This is a genomic window from Janthinobacterium sp. NKUCC08_JDC (genome assembly GCF_019345575.1).
Taxonomy (GTDB): domain Bacteria; phylum Pseudomonadota; class Gammaproteobacteria; order Burkholderiales; family Burkholderiaceae_D; genus Janthinobacterium; species Janthinobacterium aestuarii.
Genome location: NZ_JAHKQW010000020.1, coordinates 15,662 through 37,492, shown reverse-complemented (window position 1 = coordinate 37,492; position 21,831 = coordinate 15,662). Strand labels below are relative to the sequence as shown.

Sequence of the window (21,831 nt, the reverse complement as noted above, 5' to 3'; positions counted from 1 at the left end):
TGTTCATAATTACAATGTCGTCGACATGAATACCGGCGCGCCGATCCCAACGGCCGGTGCGCTTTCTTGAGGAATGTATGTATTTGAATGGAAAAATGGCGGCGCTGTGCCTGGCCGCTTGCGCCAGCCAGCCTGCCGCCGCCACGGCGGCAGCCTTGAACTACCACCAGCAGACGGCAACGCAGTCCGCGCCCGAGGTGCGCACGCGCGACCTGCTGCTGTTTGGCGCCGGCCTGATCCTGCTGGCCGGCCGGCGCCGTCCCGAACACGATGCTTGGCAAGTACGTGGGCAAGACTAAACCAGCAGCAGCACCGCATACTCGCGGCCTTCGTCGCGCAGGGTGATGCTGTTGCCGCCCTGCGCCACGCCATCGAGCGACAGTCCCGCAGGCCGCCCCTGCGCCTGCTCCACCGTGATGGCGTAGCTGCTGGCGCCGAAGCGGTAATGCAGCTTGAAGCTGCGCCACTCGGCCGGCATCATCGGTGCCATGCGCAGCACGTTCGCTTCGCGCGTCAAGCCGAGCAGGGATTCGACGATCAGGCGGTACAGCCAGCCCGACGATCCCGTGTACCAGCTCCAGCCGCCGCGTCCCACGTGCGGCGCCACGGCATACACGTCGGCCGTCACCACGTATGGTTCCACCTTGTAGCGCGCCACCGCCGGCGCGTCAGCGCCATGGCGCACGGGACTGATCATGCGCAGCAGTTCCCATGCTTTCTCGCCGTCGCCCATTCGGGCAAACGCCATCGCCGTCCAGATGGCCGCATGCGTGTACTGGCCGCCGTTCTCGCGCACGCCCGGCACATAGCCGCGGATGTAGCCGGGATTGAGGTCGGCCTTGTCGAACGGCGGATCGAGCAGCTGGATCACCCCGGAATCGCGGCGCACGAGGCGCGCATCGACCTGGCGCATGGCGCCGGCGACCCGCTCCTTGTTGGCGGCGCCCGACAGCACGCCCCAGCTTTGCGAAATCGAATCGATCTGGCATTCCTCGTTCGTATGCGAACCCAAGGGCGTGCCGTCGTCGAAATACGCGCGCCGGTACCACTCGCCATCCCACGCATGTTCCTCGACGTTGGCCGCCAGTTTCACGGCTTCGTCGCGGCAGAACTGGGCGAACGCGGCGTCGCCGCGCAGCATGGCCACTTCGGCAAAGCGCTGCAGCACTTCATACAGGAAGAAGGCCAGCCACACGCTCTCGCCCTTGCCATGTTCGCCCACCTTGTCCATGCCGTCATTCCAGTCGCAGGAACCGATCAGCGGCAAACCGTGCACGCCCAGGCGCAGGCCATGGCGGATGGCGCGCACGCAGTGCTCGTACAGGTCGGCCGATTCGCCCGAGCGCACGGGCAAGTCGTAGTAGGAATCCTCTTCCGGCTTGACGGCGCGGCCCTCGATGAAGGGCGCCACTTCCGACAGCACGTTGACGTCGCCCGTGGCGATCACATAGCGGCAGGCGGCCAGCGGCAGCCACAGGTAATCGTCGGAGCAGTGCGTGCGCACGCCGCGGTCCGATGGCGGATGCCACCAGTGCTGCACGTCGCCTTCGACAAACTGGTGCGCCGCGCACAGCAGCAAGTGCTTGCGCAGCAACTGCGGCGCCGTGTGTATCATCGCCATCGCGTCCTGCAGCTGGTCGCGGAAACCGTAGGCGCCGCCCGACTGGTAATAGCCGCTGCGCGCCCACAGGCGGCAGGCGATGGTCTGGTACATCAGCCAGCCGTTGGCGATCACGTCGAGCGACGGGTCGGGCGTTTCGATGCGCACGGCGCCCAGGGTGCTGTCCCAGTGCGCACGCACGGCGTCGAGCGTAGCGCGCGCCGCATCCTTGCCCGCATGGCGCTGCACCATGGTGCTGGCATCGGCATTGCGGCGCCCGCCCACGCCGAGGATAAAGACGATTTCGCGCTCCTGCCCCGGCTGCAATTCAAACGGCACCTGGATGGCGGCACACTGGTCCAGCCCCGTGCCCGCCTTGCCTGACAGGCGCACGCGGCGCAGCGCCGCCGGCTGCGCCAGGCTGCCGTTGCGGCCGATGAATTCATTGCGGTCGCAGGTGATGGAGCGGATGCTGGCGTCCGTATTGAAGAAGCCGACCCGGCCCGAGAACTCCGTGTTGTAGTTATTGCGCGCAAACAGGGCGCCGCTGATCGTGTCGACCTCGGTGGCCACATGCATGCCGGACTTGGCGCGCAGGTCGGCCATCACCCATTCCACATAACCGGTGACGGACAGGCGGCGCGGCACGCCGCTGTCGTTGCGCACCTTGATCACCGAATATTTGACGGCAGCATCGAGCGCCACATAGGTGCACAATTCCGTGGCGATGCCGCCTTCGCTATGTTCGAAAATGCTGTAGCCGAAACCGTGGCGCGTCACGTAGTCGCCGCTGCCGCGCGCGGGCAGTGACGTGGGCGACCAGAACTGGCCGCTTTGCTCGTCGCGCACATAGAACGCTTCGCCGGACAAGTCGGACACGGGGTCGTTCTGCCACGGCGTGAGGCGGAATTCATGCGCATTCTCGCTCCACGTGTAGGCCTGGCCCGCTTCGGACACCACCGTGCCGAATTGCGCGTTGGCCAGCACGTTCGACCACGGCGCCGGCGTCTGCTTGCCTTCTGCCGTGGTGATCACGTATTCGCGGCCGTCGGGTGTAAAACCGCCGAGGCCATTTTCCAGGATCAACTGGCGCTCTGGCGCCCGGTGCGGCACGCCGCCCTGTTCGCGGGCCGGGTCCTGCAGCAGCGGCGGCATGCGCAGCACGGGGCTTGGCGGGCGCTTGACCTGCTCGGCCAGAGTGCCGCGCAAGTCGCTGATGATGGCGCGCGCCACCGATTGCAGCAAGATGCGGTCTTCGTTGGCGATCTGCTCGGCCAGGCGTACGAAGATGCCGCCCGGGCGGTCGATCGCCTGCGCATCGATGCCCGAGGCGATCAAGCCCATGATCTGGTCGTGCAACAACTGGCGGTAACCCGACTGCTCCTCGTACCAGATCACCAGGTCGACGATCAACCCCTTCAGGCGCCAGTAGGCATGCGCCTGCACCATCTGACGCGCCAGTTCGATATTGGCCGCGTCGCGTATCTGCAGCAGCACGATGGGCAAGTCGCCGGAAATGGCATACGCCCACAGGCCGGACTGGCCGCGCTGGTTCTTGATCAGGATGCTGGCCTCGGCGCGCAGGGCCGCATTCGGGTAGATCACGGCGTTGGCCAGGCGCGCATACAGCTGCGCGTCCGCTTCGCTGGCGTTCAACTGGCGCAGCACCACCTGGCTGTGCGTCCAGGCCAGTTCGAACACGCGGTCGGCCAGATGGCGGTCCTGGTATTTGTCGATCAGGTGCAAGGCCGCATCGCGCTGTTCGGCCATGCCGGTGACGCTGTCGACGGTGACGGCCTGGTCGGGTTCGAGCGTGATGACATAGCGGATGGCCACGATGGGGTCGAGCACGGAACCGTGGCCGCCACTGAGCGGGCCACTTTCCTGCAGCGCCTGCGGCAGCTGCGCCGTATTGCCACGGCCGATGAAGCGCGCGCGGTCCGTTTCGAACGATACTTCGTAGCGCTCGATATCGTGCACGGTCATCACATGCAGCAGCCACGGCATCTGCTCCTCTTTCGAGCGGGGCCGGCGCGTGCATAAAATCGCCTTTTCATGCGCGAGGATTTCCGTCTGCACAAACAGTTTGCTGAACGCGGGATGGGCCGCATCGGCCGCCGCCGGCGCCATCACCACTTCGGCAAAACTGGTGATCTCGATGCGCCGCTGGCGGTTCGAATTATTGCTGATGCGCGTACGCCGGATTTCGATGTCGTCCTCGGGCGAGACGACGATTTCCGTGTACAGGTCGAGGCCATGGTCGGCGCGGCGGAACTCGGCCCGCCCTTCCGAAAAAATCACTTCGTATTTCTTCGGTTCGGCCAACGTGGGCTGGTACATGGTGGACCAGACTTCGCCATCATCGAGGTCGCGCAGGTAGCAGAAATTGCCCCAGTTATCGCGCGTGCTGTCCTCGCGCCAACGCGTCACGGACAGGTCTTTCCAGCGGCTGTAGCTGCCGCCCGCATTGCTCACCATGACGTGGTAGCGGCCGTTCGACAGCAGCTGCGTTTCCGGCACGGCGCTGTTAGCTTGCGTGAGGATGCGCATCGGCATGGCCTGCTCGGGCGCGCCGCTGCGCAGCACCGCCAGTTCGGCCGTGTTCGAGTAAAACGCGCCCGCCTGCGGCGTGCGTTCCTGCAGCACCAGCAAGGCCGATTGCAGCAGCGGATCGGACTCGAAACGGCGCTGCATCGGGCGGTCGTGCAGCAGGTAGCTGAGGGCCAGAAAGCCCATGCCCTGGTGGTGCACCATGAAGGAGCGGATGACGGCGCTGCCCTGCCCGCGCGGCAGGCGCGCCGTGGTGAAATCGATCGCTTCAAAAAAGCCGTAGCGGCCCATGTAGCCGGCCGCCTGCATGCGCTGCAGGTTCTGGCACGACGCTTCCGGCTGCACCATCAGGCCCATCATGCTGGCGTACGGCGCCACCACCAAGTCGTCGGCCAGGCCCCGTTTCAAGCCCAGTCCCGGCACGCCGAAGGCACGGTATTGGTAGTTCAAACTGGCGTCAACCGTGTTGTAGCCGGATTCGGAAATCCCCCAAGGCACATCGCGCTGGCGCCCGTAATCGATCTGCGCCTCGATGACGGAATGGTAGGTCTGGTCGAGCAAGGTGTTCGGGTAGTTCGGCATCACCAGGAGCGGCATCAGGTACTCGAACATCGAGCCGCTCCACGACAGCAGCACGGGCTGGCCGGCCACCATGCACAGCTGGCGGCCCAGGGCGAACCAGTGCTCCTGCGGCAGCTGGCCCTGGGCGATGGCGATGAAGCTGGCCAGGCGCACTTCGGAAGCGAGCAAATCGTAGTAGCTGGGGTCCAAACGCCGTTCGCTGACGTTGTAGCCGATGGCCAGCAGTTTTGTCGACGGGTTGTACAGGAAGCCGTATTCGATCTGCGCGAAGTCGCGCGCCTGGCCCGCCGCGTGGGCGATGTCGCGCATGTGGCGGCCCGCCTGTTCGCGGCCCTGCGCCAGCAAGGCGGCCAGCTCCGGCTGCGTGCCTTGCGGCGTTTCCAGGTTGGCCAGTTCGCGCAGGGTCGGCACGCGCAGCCACGCCGCATCGACGCCCGCCTGCGCCGCCCAAGGTGCCAGTTGCAGCAATTCAGCCAGCGCCGCGCGGCATTGGCGCGCCAGCGCACCCGCCCACATGGACAGCTCGCCATCCTCGCTTTGCAAGGTCAGCGACAGCAGCGCGTCGGCCGCGCCATTCGCGGCAGAAAGGTAGGCATGCCATTCGGCCAGGCTGGCCGGTGCGGCCTGCGCCTGCAGCAGGGTCATGCTGTCGCGCATGGCCTTGCCCTCGCCTTCGGCGGCGATGAATTCCTGCAGCACCTGCGCCGTCGTGCGGATGCCCTGCACCACTTGCGCGCCGATGATCGGGGCGTCATACAGCTCCACCAGTCCCGGCTGCAAGGTCAGCAGATGGCCGGCCAGGTTGCCGCTGTCGACCGTTGAAATGTACATGGGCTGCAGCGCCTTCAGGGTCTGCGTGTCGTACCAGTTATAGAAATGGCCCTGGAAGCGTTCCAGTTCGCCCATGCTGTGCAGGGTGGCGCGGCTGCGCTCGATCAACTGGCCCAGGGTCAGATAGCCGAAATCGTAGGCCGTCAGGTTGGCCAGCAACGCCAGGCCGATATTCGTCGGCGAGGTACGGTGCGCCACCACGAGGTTCGGGTGTTCCTGCATGTTATCAGGCGGCAGCCAGTGGTCGTCCGGCCCGACGAAGGTGTCGAAATAGGCCCAGGTCTTGCGCGCCACGCCGTGCAGGAAACGTCCCTGCTCGGCCGACAGGCGCGCCACGGCCCGCTCGATGGGGCGGCTGATCCACCAGGCGATGGCGGGCGCGGCCAGCCACAAGAGCAGCACCACGGCGGCGGCGGGCAAGGCTTCCGGACGCCAGTAGAGCAAGGCGCCGAAGGTGGCCAGCGCCAGCGCGGGCGAGCACCACATGGCGCGCCAGCTGTCGGCCTGCGAACCTGACGACACATGCAGGTTCGAGGCGCGCCAGTCGAGCAAATGCTTGTGCGACACGCCCAGGCGCCACAGGGTGCGCACGATGGCATCGAGGCTGATCCACGCTTCGTACGGCAGGAAGACGAGGGTCAGCATGGCGTGCGAAAACTGCACGCCGCAGCGCCGCTCGAACGCGGCCAGGTGCTGGCGCCACAGGGTGTCGCGCGGTTTGCGCAGCAGATCGTACAGGGCCGAAAAGACGGGCGGCAGGAAGATGATGGCCAGCACAGCCGCGCTCCAGAAGGCCACATGCGGCAGGAAGCCCCATACCAGCAGCAGCGACAAGGTGGTGGCCGGCGCGACGACGCTGCGGCGCAGGTTGTCGAACAGCTTCCAGCGCGACAGCATCGACAAGGGATTGCGTTCGCGCTTGCCGGCGCGGCCCGGCACACGGCCCAGCAGCCAGCCGACCAGTTGCCAGTCGCCGCGGATCCAGCGCTGGCGGCGGCTCACGTCGGCGTCGTAGCGGGCCGGATATTCCTCGTACAGCTGCGAGTCGCTCAGGAGCCCCGCGCGCAGATAACAGCCTTCCAGCAGATCGTGGCTGAGGATTTTATTATCGGGCAGGCGCTGGCCCAGCACGCGCTCGAACATGTCGAGATCGTAGATGCCCTTGCCGATGAACGAGCCTTCATAAAACACGTCCTGGTACAGGTCGGAGACGGTGCGCGTATACGGGTCGATGCCCGGTTCGCCGCCGCACAGCAGCTCGTAGCGCGAGGCGTTCGCGCTGGGCAGCGCCACGGCCACACGCGGCTGCAGGATGCCGTAGCCGGCCACGACGCGCGTGCCGGCCGCGTCGAGCACGGGGCGGTTCAGCGGGTGCATCATGGTGGCGATGAATTCGCGCGCCGCGTCGCGCGGCAGCTGCGTATCCGTGTCGAGCGTGATCACGTATTTGATCGTGCGCAGGCCGCGCAGCTCGCCTTCCACCAGCGAGAATTTGTCGCGCGCGCCGCCGCGCAAGAACGCGTGCAGGTCGGACAATTTGCCGCGCTTGCGCTCCTGCCCCATCCACGCATTCTGCTGCGAATTCCACAGTCGCGGACGGTGCAGCAGCAGGAACGGTCCCACATGGCCCAGCTCCTCGGGATCGGCAGGGTCCCCGTTTTCCTTGAATTCGACGCCCTCCACGCGGTATTTCTCGTTCAGGATGCGGATGGTCTCCTGCGCCTGGCGCAGCAGGGCTTCGTCGCCCGGCATCGTTTGCGCCTCAGCGTCGACGAAGTCCGTCAGCAGGCAGAAACGCAGGTTCGGGTCGCGGTTGGCGAGATAACGCACTTCCAGCGCCTCGCACAGGGCCGCCACGTTTTCCTCGCTGTAGATCAGGGTCGGCACGACGACGATGCCGCGCGCGTCCGACGGAATGCCGGCCTGGTAATCCATGCGCGGCAGCGGATGCGGCGACGTCATCAGGGTCGCCAGCCAGTTCACCACGGCCACGGCCAGCTGGCTGCTGCCCAGCAGCGCCAGCGCGCCCAGCGCCGCCAGGGGCCAGCCCTGCACGCCATGGCGCACGGCGCGCTCGAGCAGCAAGGCGCTCGTCGCCAGGGTCAGGAAGCAGATGGCGCCCAGGTAGACGGCCAGCGGCGCGGCGCGCGCCGTGTGCTGCAGCGCCTCGACGAAGGGCAGCTTCGCGCCTGCCTGTTTTTCCAGTACCAGCACGCCGCGCCCCACCAGGTAGAAGCCGATGTGGCCGCGGCGCGCGTCATTGCCGTTGCCGTGCGTGTGCGCCAGCTGCACCACCATCTCGGCCACTTCCACTTCGCTGCGCGCGCTGCGCCTGGCGATGCGTTCGATGGCGTGGCGGTAGCTGTCGCGCGTGGCGAAATCCATCAATCCATACGTGCCGGCCGGATCGAGGCGCAAGGTCTGCTCGACCACGCTCATCGTCTCGACGAATTCCTGCCAATCCATGGTGCCGAGAAAACGCAGGCTGCCGATGCTGTTGGCGATCGATACCTGGTCGGCCGCCTGCTGCCCGATCTCGGACTGGATCTGCTGTTCAATGGTGAGGCCCGACTCGGCCAGCTTGTGCGTGAGCCACGACAGCGCCAGGGTCAGCGACGAACTTTGTCCCTGCAGGCGGCGCGACAATTCGGCCACGAAGGCGCTGGTCATCGGCGGATTCGAACGGGCCATGTCGGCCACGAGCAGGATCAAGCCGCTGGGATTGCGCTCGGCGATCTCCGTCATCTGGTCGGCCCAGGTGTTGGCCAGGTCGCGCTGCATGCGGTCGTCGGCCACGCGCACGGCCACGCGGCGCAGGTTTTCGATCAGGGCCAGGCGCAGCATGATGGGCACGGCCCACAGTTCACCGAGCGTGAGCGTGGCCACATCCTGGTAAGCCTCGACGAAGTGGCACAGGTTTTCCAGGTCGACCCGGCCATCGCCGTGCGAGATGATTTCCAGCGCAATTTTATAGACGCGCGGGCAGCCTGCGTCGGGGCCCGACGTCAAGCGCGGCAGCTCCTTGCTGTAGTTCTTCGGCAAATGGCGCCGCGTCGTGCGGATCTGCTCTTCGATCAGGTAAAAATTATCGAGCAGCCATTCCGAGGCGGGCGTGACCTGGCGCCCGCTTTTGACGGTCGCCGTCAGCTCGTTGACGGTGGCCGTGATCAGGGCCGCATTGTCGGCCAGGCGCGCCAACAGGCGGTCGCGGCCGTGATGCTTGCCCACCGCATGGCCGGTGGCCACGTGCTTGCCGTGGGCGGCCATCTGCATGGCGCTGAATAATTCGGAACGCAGGGGCAAGGCATCGTCGCGCGCGGCGTCGAAGGTGTCCGGTGCAAGGGAATGGTCGCGGAAGATTTCTTTAACTTTGGAAATCTGTTCCTTGATCTGCTGCGTGACAACTGCTGTGTACTCTTTCAACTTGGGGCCTCGCTAGGTGCACGCACGCAGCCAGCGGCCGCCGTCACGCGGGCCCAGTCTGGAAGAACACGATCGGACACTGGCGAAGACGGAAAGCGAAGCGCCGGAGCGTTGCGACGAATCTCAGGGTATAAGGAGATTTTCTGAACTTCATCGTAGGTGCGCCATCTGCGCAAGACCGTGCGCTAGCGTACATACATCACGTTTTAGGGACGTTTCAGCAAAGAAATTAGCCTGTTGAGCGGCAGAAAAATGCCGTCAGGAAATGAATGCAAGAAATGCGAGAAGAGCACCGTGCCAAAGATGGCACGGTGCAATATTTCAAGGAAGAAAGTTCAGACCGTTCAGGCGGCGATGGCCAGCGGGTGGCGCGTCGCCTCGGCCATCGCCATGCCGCCATTGAGTTGCCATGCCGCGCCGTGACCGAGGCGGCGCAGGCAGGCGCTAGCGCGCGCGCTGCGGTTACCGCTGCGGCAGAAAAAGACCAGCGGGCGCTGCGGCTGCTGCAGCCACGCGGCCACCTGTCCCGCCAGGCGGCTCAGCGGTACGCTGCGCACCTCGCAGCCCTCGAACACCGTGCCGGCGCACGCCGCGTGTTCATACGCTTCGCGCACGTCGACGAGGATGGCGTCGGGATGCTGGCGCAGGAAGGCGGGCAAGGCGGCCGCATCGAGCCGCAGTTCGACAGCCGGCACGCTACCGTCCTGCACGGTGCGCACGGTAGCGCAAATGCTGCCGTCGTCGCCTGACGCGCACAGCACGGTGTCCTGCGTCAGCAGCGCCGCATCCAGCAGAGGTGCCAGCGCCCCGGGCGTCATGGCGCCGATGAAGGCGAAGCGCTGCCCCAGCAGATACACATGGGTTTCGCCACACTCGACGCGGCGCAAACGCTGCTGGCCCAGCGCCAGCTCACCGTCGATATCGACGTGGCCGACTTGTTCGATCTCGAGTTCCTGCAGCAGCGCCAGGCGCGCCACGCCATGGTCGGCTGGCGCCGCCGTGTGTACAATGGCGCGCAAGGCCAGGTGCTGGCAGCGGATGAAAGCGGCCAGGCGCGGCACGAGCGCGGCGACGGGATCGATGACGACGCAACTGGCGCTGGCAAGGTCGCTGAGCAGCCAGGTGCACTGGCCATCGACGCTGAGCTGAATCACGCCGTCCTGCGGCGATGGCGCCAGCGCGGACGGCAGCAGGCAGCTGCTGCGCAGCGCTTCGCCGCAGCGCTCAATGCGCGCGCAGGCGGCCGTCACCGTCGCCGCGTCGATCAGGGGACCGAACGACAGACGGATGGCCGAGCTGGCACGCCATTGCGGCACGTGCATCGCTTCCAGCACATAGCTGGGGAGCGCCTTGGCGGCGGAACAGGCGCTGCCCGAGCTGACGCGCACGCGCGCCGCGTCGAACAGATCGAGCAATTCCTTTGACGACAAACCGGGCACGGAAAAATTGAGCGTCGTCGACAAGGACAAGTCGAACGGCATATTGAACACGATGCCGGGGAAGGCACGTTCCAGGCTGGCCACCAGCTGCGCGCGGAACGCGGCCAGGTCGGCGTGGCTGCGGAAGGTCTTGCCATCGTCGAGCGCGGCCAGCACGGCGCCCAGCGCGGCGATGCCGGCCATGTTTTCCGTGCCCGAGCGCAAGCCCGCTTCCTGGCCGCCGCCCATCATCAAGGGGGTAAACGGGGCGCCGGCGCGCACGTACAGCATGCCGATGCCCTTGGGCGCATACAGCTTGTGGCCGGAAAACGGTGCGTAATCGATGCGCGTGGCGGCCAGGTTCAGTTTCAGCTTGCCCAGCGCCTGCACGCAATCGACCATCCAGTAGGCATCGGCGCCGCGTTCCTGCAGCAGCTGCGCGATGGCGGACAAATCGCTGACGACGCCCGTTTCATTATTCGCCGCCATCGTGCACAGCATGGCTGCGTCGCCGATCAGCGCACCGAGTGCCTGCAGATCGTGGCGCCCCTGCGCATCGACGGGCAGCTTGCGCACTTCCAGGTTCAGGCCCAGCAGGCGATTCCAGTGCGCCAGGCTTTCCGGTACGGCCTTGTGCTCGGTCGCGCCATACAGCAGCAGGCTGCCGATGCGCTTGCCCGCATCGCGCCGTTCGCGCAGCGCGCACAGGGCCGACAGCACGGCTGTCTGAATGCCTTCGGTGGCGCCGCTGTTGAACATCAGGCGGCCGTCGCCCACGCCCAGCAAGCCGCTGGCGCGCCGGCGCACGCCATCCATCATGGCCTTGGCCTGCAATCCCGTCGCGTGGGTGCTGCTGGGATTGCCATAGCCCTGCTCCATCGCCTGCTTGGCGGCGGCAACGGCGGCGGGCAGCACGCAAGTGGTGGCATTGCTGTCGAGGTAGATTTCTTTCATGATGGCAGTCTGAGTATTCTATAAAAGGGGCAGCGCAGGCGGCTGGAACATATGGATAGTCTACCGGCCCGCCCCCGTGAAGATATGCCAAACAATGCTGCAAACGATGTACCATGCAGCATGTTCATGCCATAAAAACTGGAATAGTAAAATGAATTCACCAAACGCCTCGCTCGACAAATTCGACTGCGCCATCCTGGCCGCCTTGCAACAGGATGGCACCCTGTCGATCGCCGCCCTCAGCGAAAAGATCGGTTTGTCCAGCACGCCGTGCTGGAAGCGGGTCAAGCGCCTGGAAGAAGACGGCTATATCGAGAGCCGCGTGGCCATCGTCAACCGGCAAAAAGTGGGCTTGCCCGTAACCGTGTTCGTCAGCGTGCGCACGGGCCAGCACGATGAAAAATGGCTGCGCCGCTTCGCCGCCGCCGTCATCGTCTTGCCCGAGGTACAGGAATTTCACCGCATGAGCGGCGACATCGATTACCTGCTGAAAGTCGTCACCACCGACATCAAGGGCTATGACACCTTCTACAAAAAGCTCATCAAGGCCGTGCAGCTGACGGGCGTGTCTTCAGCCTTTTCCATGGAGCAGATCAAGTGCAGCACGGAATTGCCGCTGGAATTGATCGCCCACGGCTTGCCTGCCTGAGACGATCGCACGTTGCTGCAATGCAACATAAATGAATGAAAAGCAGCAATGGTGCGATGGAAGGCGCAGTGCGGCCGGTATACTGTCTGCTCGCCTGCCCGCTTTTCTGCTCATTCTGCAGGCCATCCTCAAGGTCTTCCATGTCTCTGCTCCGCCGCCTCTCCATCCAGAAAAAACTCCTGTTCAGCATGGGCTTGTGCCTGCTGCTCTTCATGGCGATCTCGTCTTTCCTCAGCGTGCGCATGAGCAGCGATTACGTGCGCGAGCGCGTCGTCAGCCAGGAGTTGCCGGCGCAAGTGGGCGAGATCCGCAACGACGTGCTGCGCCAGATCAGCCAGCCCCTGTCCGTGGTGCAGACCATGGCCAACGATGTCTACCTGCAAGACTGGGAAGACGCGGGCTTGCCCGACAGCGGCATCGCCACCTTCCAGCGCTACGCCAAGGTCGTCAAGGAAAAGAACAAGGCCGCTTCGATCAACTGGGCCTCGGCCAGTACGGGCAAGTATTTCACCACGGAAGGCTTGCTGCGCACCCTGGACAAGAACCAGGCGGCCGACCAGTGGTTTTATGGCTTGCTGGCCGGCGACAAGGCCTACACGCTCGACATCGACAAGGCGGAAAACTCCAGCGACCTGATGCTGTACCTGAATGCGCGCGGCCAGACGGCGGGCGGCAAGCAGATCGCGGCCGGCCTGGGCCTGTCCATCAATGCGCTGGCTGACACCATCCGCAGCTACAAGATCGGCCAGACGGGCCATGTCTACCTGGCGCGCGCCAATGGCGTGCTGCTGGTCCACCGCGACACGGCCCTGGCCGACGGCAAGCATCAGCTCAAGGATCTGCCCGGCTTTAGCGATACCCTGAGCAAGAGTCTGTTGACCGGTAACAAATACGCGTACGCCATCTACGACGCGCCTGCGGGACGCCAGTTCGTCGCCGCCTCCTTCGTGCCGGAATTGAATTTATACGTGATGGCGGAAGTGCCGGAAGCGGAAGTGCTGGGCAATGTCACGCGTTCGGCCCTGCTTGCCGCCCTGATCGCCGGCCTCGTCGGTGGCGGCATCGCCCTGTGCATCATTTATGTCATCAGCCGCGCCATCGCCGCCCCCGTCGCGCGGGCGGCCAACATGCTCAGCGAAATCGCCAGCGGCAATGGCGACCTGAGCCGCCGCATGCCCGTCGAATCGGAAGACGAGGTCGGCGCGCTGGCCGCCGCCTTCAACCGCTTCGTCGCATCGCTGAACGTGACGATACGCGAAGTTCGCGACAGTACGGGCTCCATTGCCAGCGCATCGAGCCAGATCGCGTCGGGCAACCTGGACCTGTCGGCGCGCACGGAAGCCCAGGCGTCGAGCCTGGAAGAGACGGCGGCCGCCATGGAAGAACTGACGTCGACCGTGAAACAGAACGCGGACAATGCGCGCCAGGCCAATCAGCTGGTCGTGTCGGCCTCAAACCACGCCGTCAAGGGCGGTGAAGTGGTGGGACAAGTGGTGCAGACGATGGGCGCGATTACGGAAAGTTCACGCAAGATCGCCGATATTATCGGTGTGATCGACGGCATTGCCTTTCAAACCAATATCCTCGCCCTGAACGCGGCCGTCGAGGCAGCCCGTGCGGGCGAACAGGGCCGCGGCTTTGCTGTGGTGGCGACCGAGGTGCGCAACCTGGCGCAACGCTCGGCAGCGGCAGCGAAAGAAATCAAGGACTTGATCGTCGACTCGGGCAGCAAGGTGGAAGCGGGCAGCAAGCTGGTCGACTCGGCCGGCGCCACCATGCAGGACATCGTCGTCTCCGTGCAAAGGGTGGCCGACCTGATGGGAGAAATCGCCTCGGCCAGCCAGGAACAAAGCCAGGGCATCGCGCAAGTCAATGCCACCGTCACGCAGATGGATGACGCCACCCAGCAAAACGCGGCCCTCGTGGAGGAAGCGGCGGCGGCAGCCCAATCGTTGCAGGACCAGGCCGGCCGGCTGGCGCAAGTAGTCAGCGTGTTCAAGCTGGAAGAAACCGGGCATGCGGCGCAGCTACAGCCCCGGCAGCCGGCGCACAAGCCGGTGCTGCCCACGCCATCGCGCCCGGCAGCGCCGGCCAGCGATGCGTGGGAAGAGTTTTAAAGAAGACGCTTAAATCGCCGGCGCTTTCACGCTGGCCGCTTGCTTGAAGAAATCGTAGATGCCGCTCTCGCTCATGCGGCGGGCATTGGCCAGTTCGCCGCCCTTGGTGGCGTACAGCACCTGGTTATTGTCGCTCGAGACGAGCACGGCAGCGGGGATGCCTTTCTTGAGCGGATTGCCATAGGCTTGCGCCACGTCCAGGTTATGGTCGAAGTTACCCACGTCGACCTTGACGACCTTGAACTGCTGCTGCATCAATTCCGCGTTCTTGCCTTCCTTCAATGCCTTGTCGAGCGCGCGGCAATCCTCGCACCAGTTGGCGCCAAAGATCAGCAAGACAGGTACGTGCGCCGCCTTCGCTTCGGCCAGCGCGCGGGCCACGTCGGCCTTGGCGTCGGCCGCCGCGTTGTACGGCAAGTGCGGCGTGGCGACGAGGTTAGCCGGTGTCGGCGCGGCGGCAACGGCGGTGCCGGCAAGCAGCAGGCTGGCAAGGAAAAGAGAAAAGCGCATGCGGGCTCCTGAAAAAAATCGTGAGGCCAGCTGAACAGCTGCCAGCTGGCGTGATTGTCTAGAATATGCCTGCTTATGGGAAATATCCACCATTTAATTGCACTGTGCTTATGCGGAAAAGGTATAAGCAACACCAAGGAGTAGCCGCTTGAGCATGCCAGATACCCTGCCCCCAACCTTGTCCGGCGCCGCTCGCATGCTGCGCAGCGCCTATCCCGCTGGCATTCCCGACTCGGCGTATTTCGCCGTATTGGCCCTGCTGTATGAACACTTTTCCGACTGCAACCTGGCCGAGCTGATGGCCGCTGTAATGGGCAAGGATGCGGCGGTGGTCCTCAATGACATCTATGCCTGCGCCAGCAGCAAACCGGCACCTTCCGCCATCGCGGCCTCCAGGAACTTGCTGGAGCAACACGGCTTGCAAGCAGTCTGTGCCGAAGATTGATGCCTGCAGGCAGCGAAATGGAACGCATGGGATAATATCGGGCTCACACTGAGCAACGCGATCCGAACGCGCCCTCCTCCATGACGACTTCTTTCCTGGCACGCTGGCTGCCGCAACCGAACAACGGCAGCCGCCGCGAACAATTACGTGCGTGTGCGGGCGCCATCTGCGGCTTGCTGCTGACAGGCCTGATCTGCCATTTCCTGCTGGCCCCCGACAGCGCCAGCGTCTACCTGATCGCGCCCATGGGCGCCTCTGCCGTATTGCTGTTCTGCCTGCCGGCCAGCCCGCTGGCGCAACCGTGGTCCGTGGTGGGCGGGAACGTCATCTCCGGCCTGGTCGGCATGGCCTGCGTGAAATGGCTGGGATCGAGCGTGGGCGTGGCGGCGCTGGCCGCCTGTCTGGCCATCGGCGCGATGTTTGCCCTGCGCTGTCTGCATCCGCCGGGCGGCGCCGTGGCGCTCACCACGGTGGTTGGCGGCGCCAGCGTGCATGCCGCCGGCTTTGAATTCGTCTTCATCACCGTGCTGTTCAATTCCGCTGTGCTGGTCGCTTGCGCCGTGCTGTACAACAACCTGACGGGGCGCCGCTACCCGCACATCCAGCAACTGGTGGCGCCGCATCCGCACGCCACCAAGGATGACGTGCCCAGCAACCGGCTGGGCTTTTCGCCCGATGACCTCGACGCCGTCCTGCGCCAGCACAGCGAAGTGCTCGACATCAGCCGCGACGATTTGCAAGCGATCTTCCTGCAAACGGAAATGCGCGCCTACCAGCGCCGCTTCGGCGTCGTCACCTGCGCCGACATCATGTCGAAAGACGTGCTCAGCGTGGAGTTCGGCACGCCGCTCGATGTTGCCTGGCGCACCATGCGCGAACACCAGGTGGGCGCCCTGCCCGTGCTGAACCGGGCGCGCCGCGTCATCGGCATTATCACGCAGACGGATTTCCTGCGCCATGGCGGCCTCGACGATTATCAGGGCATGCGCCAGCGCCTGCGCGGCCTGCTGCAACGCAGCGGCCTGTCCCATAGCGACAAGCCGGAAGTGGTGGGGCAGCTTATGACGCCGTCCCCGCACACGGCCCGCCTGGGCACGCCCATCATCGATCTGGTTCCCCTGATGGCCGACGCCGGCTATCACCATATTCCCATCCTCGACGATGAAGAGCGTCTGGCCGGCATCATCAGCCAGTCCGACCTGATGGCGGCCCTGTACGAAAGCCGCTTTGCCGAGGCGGCCGCATGACGCCATTCCAGGCACTGCTGAGCGGCCCCGACGGCGGCCCGGCGGGCACGGCCGTCAGCGCGCATTTTTTCGGCAGCCAGCTGGCTATCGATGCGCCCGGCCATGGTGTCGACGTGGCGCAGCTGGTCGTCAGCGTAGGCGGCGTCGATGGGCCGGAACTGTTCCTGAACTGGCTCGACGAACAAGGACGGCAAGCCTCGCTGAAACCGCTGACGGCGAGCGACATCGCCATCGTCTTGCGCGAAGCGCCGGCCGCGCTGCAGCCGCAACTGCAGCGTTTGTGGGGCGAGCGCCAGCGCAACCGGCGGCAGGTGTCGGGCTGGCTGGCCGGTTTGACAGGCGCGGCCATCGTCGCGGCAGCTCTGCTGTGGTGGCAAGGCGGCCATGCCGTCGGCGCGCTGGCGGGATTCATCCCTTTGTCGACGGAAAAACAGCTGGGCGAACTGGCCCTGTCGCAAGTGCGCGCGCAGGGCGGCATCAGCGAAAGCGGCGTGGAGCAGCAGACGGTGCAGGAGATCGGCCGCAAGCTGACGGCCGGCTCGCGCTACCAGTACCGCTGGCTGATCAAGAACGACGACACGGTCAACGCGTTTGCCATGCCGGGGGGCATCATCGTCGTGCATACGGGCTTGCTGCGCCAGGCCGCCGACCCGGGCGAGTTGGCCGGCGTACTCGCGCATGAAGTGCAGCATGTGGAGCAGCGTCATTCGCTGCGGCAAATGATCAGCAGCCTGGGCTGGGGCGCCCTCGTGGGCGTGACCATCGGCGACATCAGCGCCGTGGCCGCCATGCTGGCGCACCAGGCCGGCACCTTGTATTTCAGCCGCGACATGGAAGAAGAAGCGGACCGTCTCGGTTTGCTCGCCTTGCAGCGCGCGCACATCCGTCCCGACGGCATGCTCAGCTTTTTCCAGAAGCTCGATGACAAGGACAAGGCCAAGGTACCCGGCTGGATTTCCTCGCACCCGCAAACGGCGGCGCGCGCGCAGCAGATCCGCAGCCTGATCGCCGCCACGCCCTGCCCTGCTTGCCTTCCCTTGAGCAGCAGCCACTGGCAAGCGATGAAAGCGGACCTGCCGCCTACGGCAAAATAGCAACATTCCTCTCGTACAATTTATCCAAACGTACTGGGCAATGGCGTATGCTTACGCCCCGGCTGCTCCATCGCGACCGGCCACCCCGACCCACAACGCCTCCGTTCATTCCCTCCTTACAAAGGACATCGCGCATGAAGCATCGTTTTGCCGCCGGCACCCTCGGCACCCTGGCCATCTCCCTGTTGCTCGCCTACGCACCCATGGCGCAAGCGGCCCAGCCCGCAGCCAAAACAGCCGTCGCGCCCGCCGTCAGCGCGCCAAAAGCAAAGCAGCAGCTGCAAGTGCTGGCCGACACATACTACGACGCGCTGGCCCGTTTCGAGCCGATCAATGCCACCGAGAGCGGCGACAACCGTTTTGATGACCAGCTCGGTTCAGCCATCGTGCCCGCCGCGCGCGCAAAACAGTTCGCCCTGTACCGCCAGTACCAGAAGGCGCTGCGCAGCATTGCCCGCGCGCAGCTGTCGCACCAGGACCAGATCAACTACGACATCCTCGACTATGAACTGGCCACGGCGCTCAGTTTCGAGCGCTTCCCGGAATACCTGCTGCCGCTGAACCAGATGGACAGCATGCCCGTCACCCTCGCCAATTATGCGGGCGGCGAGGCATCGCAGCCTTTGACTACGGTCAAGGAGTATGACGCTTACCTGAGCCGTATCGGCCAGTTGCCGGGATGGATAGACCAGGCCATCGCCAACATGAGAGTCGGCATGCAAAAGGGCATCGTGCTGCCGAAGGCGCTGACGGAATCGGCCCTGCCGCAATTCAAAAAGCTCGTCAGCGCCACGCCGCAGGACAGCGTCTATTACACGCCCATCAAGAACTTGCCGGCCAGCTTTTCCGACGCGGACAAGGCGCGCCTGACGCAAACCTATACCGTCATCATCGAAGCCAAGCTGATGCCGGCGCTGCAGCGCCTGTCCACCTTCATGGAGCGCGATTACCTGCCGGCCGGCCGCACGAGCAGCGGCTGGAGCGCCCTGCCCGATGGCGCCGCCTGGTACCAGGCGCGCGTGGCCAGCAGCACCACCACGGATCTGAAACCGGAGCAGATCCACGCCATCGGCTTGAAGGAAGTGGCGCGCATCCAGGAACAATACGCGATCGTGGGCCCGAAGATGGGCTACAACGGCCCGGCCGCCGGCTTGCCCGTATGGGTATCGGAACAGGCGAAATACCGCCCGTTCAAGACGGAGCAGGAAGTGCTCGACGTCTACCGGAAACTAAACGTGCTGCTCGACAGCAAATTGCCCGCCCTGTTCACCCTGGTGCCAAAAGCGCCACTGGACTTGCGTCTGGAACCTGAACTGAGCCGCGACACGGCCGCCGATCACTACACGGCGCCGGCCGCCGACGGTTCGCGCCCCGGCGTGTTCTGGTCCGTCGTCACGGATCCGAAACTGTATGGCGACACGGGCATGACCACCCTGTTCCTGCACGAAGGCAAGCCGGGCCACCATTTCCACCTGGCGCTGGTGCAAGAGATGGACTTGCCGAACTTCCGCCGCTTCGGCGGCAACAATGCCTTCACGGAAGGCTGGGCCCTGTATGCGGAAACCCTGGGCAAGGAAATGGGGCTGTTCGAGGATCCGGCCCAGTATTTCGGCCATTTGAACGACGAGATGCTGCGCGCCGTGCGCCTGGTGGTCGACACGGGCTTGCACACCAAGGGCTGGACGCGCGAGCAGACCATCAAGTACATGCGCGATACCCTCGGCTATGACGCCGTGGCGAAAAGCGAGACGGAACGCTACATGGCCTGGCCGGGCCAGGCGCTGGGCTACAAGATCGGTTCGCTGAAGATCGTCGAACTGCGCCAGCGCGCGCAGCAGGCGCTGGGCGACAAATTCAGCCTGCCGAAGTTCCATGAAGTGGTGCTGAGCGACGGTACCCTGCCCCTGAAACTGCTGGAAGCCAAGGTCGACCGGTGGATCGCGCAGCAGAAGTAAGCTAGCCCTCCCGCAACAGCGGCAGCGCCAACCGGGGCTGCCGTTTTTTTTCGCACCGATATTTGATCTGGCGCAGATCCGGCGCATCTCGCGCGCGCCTGCCGGAACGTGTACAGCTCGATGCTGCCTAATTCCCATACACAGAAGGGAGGCAGCATGCAAAACGAAGACATCAGCGATGGCGCCACGGCGCATCCACCAACGTGGCGGCAGCAGTCAGAAATGCCAGCGGAAACATCCGGCTCGTCCGGGAATGGGCACGACGCCATTCTTCACTACACGAGCGCGCGCGGCCAGGTCGATGGACGGCTGCAGCGGCACATTCCTGACGATACCACGCATGGCAACCATGGCCTGATCACGGCACTTGGCTGGCTCAGCATCGGACTGGGCCTGGTCCAGCTGGTGGCACCGCGCGGGCTGGCGCGGGCCAGCGGCTTGCGCGGCGTCTCGCCTGTCTGGATACGCGCCATCGGCCTGCGCGAAATGGCTTGCGGCGTCGCCTTGCTGCGCGGAGAAAGCAGGCCGGCATGGCGCTGGTCGCGCATCGCCGGCGACGCCATGGATCTGTCGCTGCTGGGCGTGGCCATGGCCAGCCGGCGCAATGCGCGCACGCGCCTGGCGGCGACGGCAGCCGTGGTGGCAGGCGTGACGGCCATCGACTATATCGCCAGCGCACAACTGGCGCCGCGCAAGCTGAGCGAACTGCCCGCGCCCGGCGAAGAGGGGCTGGCGCTGCAAAGGAGCGTGATCGTCAACCGTTCCGCCGACGAATGCTACCGCGCCTGGCGCGACCTGGAAAACCTGCCCAGCTTCATGCCAGGCTTGCAATCGGTGCAGATAATCGATGCGCGCCGCTCGCGCTGGCACAGCGTCGAAGGCGAGTGGATAGGCGAACTGACAGACGAGCGTCCGGGCCAGGGCATGCGCTGGCGCGCGGCGGAAAATCATGCGGAAACGGGCGCGCTGGAACTGTCGCCCGCACCGGGCGGGCGCGGCACCGTGGTCACCATGCAACTGCACATGCAGGCGCCCGTCGGCAAGGTGGGCGCGGCCGTGGTCGGCCTGTTCAGCCAGGCGCCCGCCTACAAGATCGAGACCACCTTGCGCCGCTTCAAGCAGTGGATGGAAACGGGCGAAGTCAGCACCATCGAGGGCCAGCCGTCAGGCAAGCGCAGCTTCAAGACGCGCTTGCTGCACAAGGCTGGTGGCACGGTATCTTCCCCCCGACCGCAAGCAAACGGAGGTGTGTCATGAAAGCCAACTGCTGGCACGGCAAGCGCGACGTACGGATCGAACAGGTGCCCGATCCCGCCATCCTCAATCCCGGCGACGCCATCATCAAAGTCAGTTCCACGGCCATCTGCGGTTCCGACCTGCACCTCTACAATGGCGTCGTGCCCACCATGGAACAAGGCGATATCCTCGGCCATGAGTTCATGGGCGAGGTGGTGGAGGTGGGCTCCGCTGTGCGCAAGCTCAAGGTGGGAGATCGGGTGGTGGTGCCGTTTCCCATTGCCTGCGGACGTTGCTTCTTTTGCGAGCAACAGCTGTACTCGGTGTGCGAGAATTCCAATCCGAACGCCTATATGGCGGAAAAGATGTGGGGCCACTCGGGCGCGGGCATCTTTGGCTATTCCCACCTGACGGGCGGCTATGCGGGCGGCCAGGCCGAATATGTGCGCGTGCCGTTTGCCGACGTCGGCCCCATCAAGGTACCGGACGAGCTCAAGGATGAACAGGTGCTGTTTCTCTCGGACATACTGCCGACCGGCTACATGGCGGCCGAAGCCTGCGCCATCACGCCAGGCCAGGTGGTGGCCGTCTGGGGTTGCGGCCCCGTGGGGCAGTTCGCCATCCAGAGCGCTTTCCTGCTCGGCGCCGAGCGCGTCATCGCCATCGACCATTACCCGGAACGCCTGCGCATGGCGCGCGAACTGTCCGGTGCGGAAACCCTGCATTTCGATGCCGTGGACGTGCCCGATGCCCTGCGGGAAATGACGGGAGGACGAGGCCCCGATGCCTGCATCGATGCCGTCGGCATGGAAGCGCACGGCTCCGGCGTCAGCTATATCTACGACCGCCTCAAGCAGACGATGAAATTGGAATCGGATCGTCCCACGGCCCTGCGCGAAGCCTTGATGGCGTGCCGCAACGGCGGCGTCGTCTCGGTGCCAGGGGTATATGGCGGCTTCAGCGACAAGATTCCGTTTGGCTCCATCATGAACCGTTCATTGACCATCAAGACGGGCCAAACACACGTGCAGCGCTACATGCAGCCACTGCTGGAACGGATACAACGGGGCGAGCTCGATCCCGGCGCCATCATTTCCCACCACTTGACCCTGGACGAAGCGCCGCACGGCTACGAAATCTTCCAGAAGAAACAGGAGCAATGCATCAAGGTCGTGCTGCATCCGGGCCCCTGACTGCGCTGGCAGACAGCGCGGCAGGGC

12 protein-coding genes are annotated in these 21,831 nt (G+C 64.9%); 9 read left to right on the top strand and 3 right to left on the bottom strand.

The window, feature by feature from the left end:
* Positions 1-77 precede the first annotated feature (77 nt).
* Positions 78-299, top strand: a complete 222-nt coding sequence (locus KO538_RS27535) for a hypothetical protein (protein ID WP_034753159.1) — start codon at positions 78-80, stop codon at positions 297-299.
* Here the strand turns inward: KO538_RS27535 and KO538_RS27530 are convergent.
* Together KO538_RS27530 and KO538_RS27525 are read right to left on the bottom strand one after the other, a co-directional pair.
* Complete coding sequence (locus KO538_RS27530; RefSeq protein WP_219330266.1) at positions 296-8,923, bottom strand: GH36-type glycosyl hydrolase domain-containing protein; 8,628 nt, start codon at positions 8,921-8,923, stop codon at positions 296-298. The two genes, KO538_RS27535 and KO538_RS27530, sit on opposite strands and share 4 nt — an antisense overlap.
* A 407-nt stretch (positions 8,924-9,330) precedes the next feature.
* Positions 9,331-11,358 carry an aminotransferase class V-fold PLP-dependent enzyme gene (locus KO538_RS27525; protein ID WP_219330257.1) on the bottom strand — a complete coding sequence of 676 codons (2,028 nt, stop codon included), beginning with the start codon at positions 11,356-11,358 and terminating at the stop codon, positions 9,331-9,333.
* Between the two features lie 151 nt (positions 11,359-11,509).
* Between KO538_RS27525 and KO538_RS27520 the strand changes: the two genes are divergently transcribed.
* Both KO538_RS27520 and KO538_RS27515 read left to right on the top strand, forming a co-directional pair.
* On the top strand, positions 11,510-12,007 hold the full coding sequence (locus KO538_RS27520) for an Lrp/AsnC family transcriptional regulator (protein ID WP_034753155.1): 498 nt from the start codon (positions 11,510-11,512) through the stop codon (positions 12,005-12,007).
* Between the two features lie 140 nt (positions 12,008-12,147).
* The gene (locus KO538_RS27515) at positions 12,148-14,124 is read left to right on the top strand and encodes a methyl-accepting chemotaxis protein (protein WP_219330256.1); all 1,977 of its coding nucleotides are present in this window, start codon (positions 12,148-12,150) and stop codon (positions 14,122-14,124) included.
* Positions 14,125-14,133: 9 nt separating this feature from the next.
* Here the strand turns inward: KO538_RS27515 and KO538_RS27510 are convergent, their stop codons facing one another.
* Positions 14,134-14,634, bottom strand: coding sequence for a co-chaperone YbbN (locus KO538_RS27510; protein ID WP_219330255.1), 501 nt, complete (start codon positions 14,632-14,634; stop codon positions 14,134-14,136).
* Positions 14,635-14,788: 154 nt separating this feature from the next.
* Between KO538_RS27510 and KO538_RS27505 the strand changes: the two genes are divergently transcribed.
* The 6 genes from KO538_RS27505 (at position 14,789) to KO538_RS27480 (ending at position 21,804) form a co-directional block, all read left to right on the top strand.
* Positions 14,789-15,079 (top strand): DUF3349 domain-containing protein, encoded by a 291-nt coding sequence (locus KO538_RS27505; protein ID WP_257620619.1) that lies wholly within the window; start codon positions 14,789-14,791, stop codon positions 15,077-15,079.
* An 80-nt stretch (positions 15,080-15,159) separates the two neighbouring features.
* On the top strand, positions 15,160-16,326 hold the full coding sequence (locus tag KO538_RS27500) for an HPP family protein (protein WP_219330253.1): 1,167 nt from the start codon (positions 15,160-15,162) through the stop codon (positions 16,324-16,326).
* Positions 16,323-17,420 carry a M48 family metallopeptidase gene (locus tag KO538_RS27495; protein ID WP_219330252.1) on the top strand — a complete coding sequence of 366 codons (1,098 nt, stop codon included), beginning with the start codon at positions 16,323-16,325 and terminating at the stop codon, positions 17,418-17,420. Before KO538_RS27500 ends, KO538_RS27495 begins: the two co-directional genes overlap by 4 nt.
* 134 nt (positions 17,421-17,554) lie before the next feature.
* On the top strand, positions 17,555-19,375 hold the full coding sequence (locus KO538_RS27490) for a DUF885 family protein (protein WP_219330251.1): 1,821 nt from the start codon (positions 17,555-17,557) through the stop codon (positions 19,373-19,375).
* A 156-nt stretch (positions 19,376-19,531) separates the two neighbouring features.
* Positions 19,532-20,632 carry an SRPBCC family protein gene (locus KO538_RS27485; protein WP_219330250.1) on the top strand — a complete coding sequence of 367 codons (1,101 nt, stop codon included), beginning with the start codon at positions 19,532-19,534 and terminating at the stop codon, positions 20,630-20,632.
* Positions 20,629-21,804 carry a zinc-dependent alcohol dehydrogenase gene (locus tag KO538_RS27480; RefSeq protein ID WP_034753144.1) on the top strand — a complete coding sequence of 392 codons (1,176 nt, stop codon included), beginning with the start codon at positions 20,629-20,631 and terminating at the stop codon, positions 21,802-21,804. The genes KO538_RS27485 and KO538_RS27480 overlap by 4 nt, the downstream gene beginning before the upstream one ends.
* Positions 21,805-21,831: the final 27 nt, after the last annotated feature.

Bases quoted from the DNA above. Each gene is read 5' to 3' on its own strand.
- KO538_RS27500 (WP_219330253.1), top strand. From the start codon at position 15,160: ATGACGACTTCTTTCCTGGCACGCTGGCTGCCGCAACCGAACAACGGC.
- KO538_RS27520 (WP_034753155.1), top strand. From the start codon at position 11,510: ATGAATTCACCAAACGCCTCGCTCGACAAATTCGACTGCGCCATCCTG.
- KO538_RS27490 (WP_219330251.1), top strand. From the start codon at position 17,555: ATGAAGCATCGTTTTGCCGCCGGCACCCTCGGCACCCTGGCCATCTCC.
- KO538_RS27485 (WP_219330250.1), top strand. From the start codon at position 19,532: ATGCAAAACGAAGACATCAGCGATGGCGCCACGGCGCATCCACCAACG.
- KO538_RS27505 (WP_257620619.1), top strand. From the start codon at position 14,789: ATGCCAGATACCCTGCCCCCAACCTTGTCCGGCGCCGCTCGCATGCTG.
- KO538_RS27535 (WP_034753159.1), top strand. From the start codon at position 78: ATGTATTTGAATGGAAAAATGGCGGCGCTGTGCCTGGCCGCTTGCGCC.
- KO538_RS27515 (WP_219330256.1), top strand. From the start codon at position 12,148: ATGTCTCTGCTCCGCCGCCTCTCCATCCAGAAAAAACTCCTGTTCAGC.
- KO538_RS27480 (WP_034753144.1), top strand. From the start codon at position 20,629: ATGAAAGCCAACTGCTGGCACGGCAAGCGCGACGTACGGATCGAACAG.
- KO538_RS27495 (WP_219330252.1), top strand. From the start codon at position 16,323: ATGACGCCATTCCAGGCACTGCTGAGCGGCCCCGACGGCGGCCCGGCG.
- KO538_RS27510 (WP_219330255.1), bottom strand. From the start codon at position 14,634: ATGCGCTTTTCTCTTTTCCTTGCCAGCCTGCTGCTTGCCGGCACCGCC.
- KO538_RS27525 (WP_219330257.1), bottom strand. From the start codon at position 11,358: ATGAAAGAAATCTACCTCGACAGCAATGCCACCACTTGCGTGCTGCCC.